The organism is Bacillota bacterium (assembly GCA_040754675.1).
GTDB lineage: Bacteria > Bacillota > Limnochordia > Limnochordales > Geochordaceae > Geochorda.
Genome location: JBFMCJ010000429.1, coordinates 1 through 3,518 on the forward strand (window position 1 = coordinate 1; position 3,518 = coordinate 3,518).

The window sequence follows — 3,518 nt, forward strand, 5'->3', positions numbered from 1 at the left end:
ACCCCTGGACTTGTTTGTGTTCTCGGAAATAAACTCCCTGGTGGAGTATCGCTTCAGAGAGCCCAGATTCGGACCTTTCGGTGGGGGGTACGATGCAGAATTGGTCGACCGGCTGGTGGGTCTGCTGCGCTTGATCACTGATCGGAGCGTCTACAGCCCCTTTTTTGAGCAGAGTACCGTGACGGTATTGGGCAGCAACAGGAGCCTAGGTTGGAAGCCCTTGACGTACCTCCCCGACCAACGCGGAGTCGTAGATGAACGTGTCGGGAAGCAGTTCGTGGCACTGTGGCACAAGATCAGCAAATCGCAGGTCCCCCCGGAGTTACAGGTCGCGTTGAGGCGCTGGAACAGCTCCTTTGAGCGCGCCACTGAGGAGGACCGGCTGATCGACTACTGGATTGCATTCGAGTCTCTGTTCCTGGATTCTTCAGAAGATGAGTTGAGCTTCCGGGTATCTCTGCGTATCGCGGCCTTTCTGGGCGGCACTGGCGAGGAGAGGCTTGAGATATATGAAGCCATGCGCGAGTCTTACGGGGCGCGGTCCAAGATTGTACACGGGAAGCGAGCGGTTCGGAACTTACCACAGGTAGCAGCCACCACTCGCCGCTACTTGCGGGCGGCCATTTTGAAGTGCCTGCATCTGACAGATCCCCGTCCCGCAATTACGGGAATCGAACGCCGCCTCCTCGCCGTCGACGCAGAAGGGTTGGTTGAGTGCGAGGGTGCGACGGCCGAGAGGACCGCAGAGGCGGGAGCGTAGGAAACCAGCACTGACGGCGGGGTGCAGGGTGCCACATGTGTAACCAACCCGCCTATCCTGGGAGCAGTGACCGGCTAGGCACAGTTGCGTCAAGAGAGCGATCATCGTTAACCGGGGCAGGCAGCATGCCACTGACCCCGTGGATGATAACTTCCCGGGTGCTTAAGACCGCCTCCGTGCGTTGCATGACGTCGCGGGGGCTGTCCCCCTTCCTGCCCCCGTGACAGTAGGCGGGAAGTGGCCGTTCGCTGGGTGCATGGTGCAGAGGTTGCTGATCCGGCGGCATATGCCTGCATGAGCACTGGAAGCCCGGGCACTTGAGGGTCTGCAAGGATCGGGGGTCGGTGGGGTTGGCGTCCGGCACAGGGTCTTTCACGGCGGGGCACGGGACTGGGTGGACGCCACCCGCCTGGGATACGACAAGACCGGCAGCCCCCTCACCTCGGGCTACGAGCCGCAGTGGCACCACATTTACCCGCCCAACCTATTGAGGGCCGCTGGCGTCCCTGACGACGACATCCACGCGCTCGCCAACATCACGGTGCTGAATGAGCGCACCAACGTCAAGAAGCGTGAGCCCCATGGCTTCCCCGTTTATCAGTCGCTTCGCGGAAATGCGTGTGGCTGTCGCCGGCGAAACTTGCTGATTGGTGATTCTTCGTCGGTGAAGAGGCGGGGTACCTAACGCAGCGCAGGTAGTGGCCGGTCAGTGGAGGTGAGGCCAATGTGTTACTGCAATCTGCCTGATGCCGTCATATTGGACGATATCCTGCGGGGCTCAATCCCAGACCATGCTTACGCTAACTCATGTTGCTGGCGCAGAATCTGCCAGATCCGCGGGCGTTACTACTCCCACGTAGATCCCGAGGTATGGGTTGAGATCTGCAGGACGCGGGGCTATGTGCTTGCCCGGCAAAACCCCCGAGGGTTCTGAACGTCGGAGACAATGAGAGTCAAGTGTACCTGACGCGTGGCGTGGTAGGTGCGTCACATCGAACCCGGGTCACCTAATGCGAGCGTACACCACTACTTTCGCGCGGGGGCGGGGGGCTTTGGCCGCGAACGCGTTGCCAGCCACCAGACGAGTACCCAGCGTGGCCTTTGACGCCTTTTCTACTTCGTGGTAGGTTGTTTACTGCGGAGGTTAACTCGATGCATCGGAATGTACACACCCTCGGGCAGAAGAGCGCAACGCTGGTAACCCGCTTGGCTGAAGCAGGCCAATACTGCTTCACCACGAGGGAGGCGGCTGCCGTCCTGGGAGAGCCGGTGCGCAACGTTTCCAAGCTTCTGTCCGACTTGCGGAGGCGGCGCTGGGTTGCGCCTGTTGAGCGCGGCAAGTACCTTCTTCTACCTCTAGAAGCCGGGGGTGAGGCTTCCTATTCCATTAACGAGCTGGTACTTGCGTCGAAGCTAGTGAGCCCATACTACGCGTCTCGTTCTGGACGGCCATTTATCACTATGGATATACAGAGCAGGTACCCCGGACGGTTTTCGTCGCCACGACGAGACGGAAGGGAAGCATCCGGTTCTCCGGTCGCCGGTTCCAGTTTGTCAAACTCGCACAGCACAAGTTCTTTGGCTACCGGCAGGTTTGGGTGGGCGCTGACCGCGTTCACATGGCTTCGCCGGAGAAACTTCTCGTGGACTGCCTTGACCTACCTAAGTATTCCGGCGGAATCGTCGAAGTTTCCAAATTCCTGTGGCGTACGAGGGATACCATGGATTGGAGTAGAGTGCTCGAGTACTGCACCAGGATGCGCAACGGGGCGATCAGCAAACGGCTGGGCTTCCTGCTCGAGTTTTTCTCGATTCGCCCCGACGTGGTCGAGCGACTCCAGTCATCCCTCAGCGCCGGGTACGCTCTATTGGATCCAACGCTCCCCAAGTCTGGCCCGTATTCATGCAGGTGGCGCCTGCAGGTCAATGTTCGGGAGCAGGAAATCGCTTCCTGGAGATTGTCATAGGATGATCAGGCGAGCGGAGGTGAGACGGAAGGCCTCAGAGAAGGTGTCCCGGAGAGGTCCATCGAGCACGACTACTGTTTGAGCTGGCTTCTGATTGCCATTGGCTCGGACGATTTCCTGCTTGAGAGGCTGGTCCTCAAGGGCGGCACCTGTCTCAGAAAGGTCTACTTCCCGGAGTGGCGCTATTCCGACGACCTCGACTTCACGGCTTTCCGCAGCGTAGAGCCAGCCCGGTTAGTCCAGGGGCTGGCTCGTGCGTGCAGCACCCTGAGGGATGAGGCAGGCATCTATGCCCGTGTGGAGATGGTTCCCCCAGACCCCGGGCAGACGGTATCGTGTGAGGTGGCATATGTCGGACCGCTCCAACGTACTGGCCAGCCGGGGCGGATCAAGATCGACATGCCGTACGGCGGTGGGGAGGAGGAGCGGATTCTCATCGACAACCCCCCGCGTGCTCCCGATTACCGCTTCCCGGAGTATCACCCTGAATACAAGATCGAGTATCAGTGGGCACACTTCCTGGAGGAGCATGAATCACGAATGAAGCAATACGTGCCCGAAATAGTAAACCCCCGAACCCTATACGTCGCCGTCTTTGGCGCCACGGAGCTTTCGCATCGCCTGCAACGCCATGCAGTCCCCCAGTACTACCGCGGCCGCTACCAGTGGCTCCTGCCGTTGTACATCACGCGGAGCGACCTGTCGCGGCCGGACCTCGTCGCGGCATTGGAAGAGGACTCCGACCGAGGGGTGTATGTGGCGAGGACACTGTTGCCCCCGGAAGCCGCATA

Annotated in this window: 4 protein-coding genes and 1 pseudogene; all 5 read left to right on the forward strand. The window is 60.0% G+C overall.

Going from position 1 to position 3,518, the window contains the following annotated elements; all coding sequences use genetic code 11:
* On the forward strand, positions 1 to 760 hold a 760-nt coding region (locus tag AB1609_18355), incomplete at its 5' end, for a hypothetical protein (protein MEW6048410.1).
* Between the two features lie 394 nt (positions 761 to 1,154).
* On the forward strand, positions 1,155 to 1,445 hold the full coding sequence (locus AB1609_18360) for a hypothetical protein (GenBank protein MEW6048411.1): 291 nt from the start codon (positions 1,155 to 1,157) through the stop codon (positions 1,443 to 1,445).
* A gap of 467 nt (positions 1,446 to 1,912) precedes the next feature.
* Positions 1,913 to 2,098 (forward strand): annotated as a pseudogene (locus AB1609_18365) (hypothetical protein).
* Between the two features lie 113 nt (positions 2,099 to 2,211).
* Positions 2,212 to 2,727 (forward strand): type IV toxin-antitoxin system AbiEi family antitoxin, encoded by a 516-nt coding sequence (locus AB1609_18370; GenBank protein MEW6048412.1) that lies wholly within the window; start codon positions 2,212 to 2,214, stop codon positions 2,725 to 2,727.
* 78 nt (positions 2,728 to 2,805) lie between these two features.
* Positions 2,806 to 3,518: nucleotidyl transferase AbiEii/AbiGii toxin family protein (locus AB1609_18375; GenBank protein MEW6048413.1), on the forward strand; the 713-nt coding region annotated here is incomplete at its 3' end.